The following is a 644-nucleotide window of genomic DNA, read 5'->3' as shown; positions in this document are numbered from 1 at the left end:
GTTCGCGGTCATCGGCGCCGAGATGCTGGCGGCCAAATCCGGCCTCGGTTTCCTCATCCAGAACTCGCAGCTGATGATGGAAACGGCCGACATGTACGCCGGCATCCTGACGCTGACCGTCATCGGCCTGACCGTCAACTACCTGCTCGTCTGGTTCGAGCGCTGGGCAACAGCCTGGAAAGGCCAGTCCGAGACCTCGCTCATTTAAGCGGTCCATTCATTCCAACCAGGAAGGATTTTTCCCATGCCCAACATTCCATTCGACGCACTTCGCCGGCTGCTGCTGAAGGGCGCTATTGGCGTCGTCATCGGCCTTGGTGGCATGCCTGCCTTCGCGCAGGACAAGCCTGAAATTATCCGCATCGGCAGTACCGCGCCGGGGCATCTCAAATTCATCCTCGCCCAGAAGGACGGCTGGTGGGAGAAGGAGTTCGCCAAGGACGGCATCAAGGTCGAACTGGTGACTTTCAATGGCGGTTCGGAGGCGACGACCGCGCTGGCCACCGGTGCGATCGAATTCACCTATACCGGCAACAATCCGGCGCTGCGGGTTGCTGCGTCCGGCGCCGACGTCAAGCTGATCGGCCTGTCGAGCTATGTGAAGGCCGGCGGTTCCTACATCGTCGTCAAGACCGGCTCGCCGC

At 61.2% G+C, this 644-nt stretch carries 1 protein-coding gene and 1 pseudogene; both read left to right on the top strand.

Annotated features, from left to right (window positions below):
* Positions 1-208 (top strand): annotated as a pseudogene (locus tag EN939_RS36915) (ABC transporter permease); the annotation flags it as partial.
* A 36-nt stretch (positions 209-244) separates the two neighbouring features.
* Positions 245-644 (top strand): ABC transporter substrate-binding protein (locus EN939_RS36910; protein ID WP_164751633.1); only part of this gene is annotated, 400 nt, incomplete at its 3' end.

Source organism: Mesorhizobium sp. M7A.F.Ca.CA.002.05.1.1 (genome assembly GCF_003998335.1).
Lineage (GTDB): Bacteria > Pseudomonadota > Alphaproteobacteria > Rhizobiales > Rhizobiaceae > Mesorhizobium.
The sequence above is the reverse complement of the archived record's forward strand: the minus strand, read 5'-3'. Positions and strand labels throughout refer to the sequence as shown.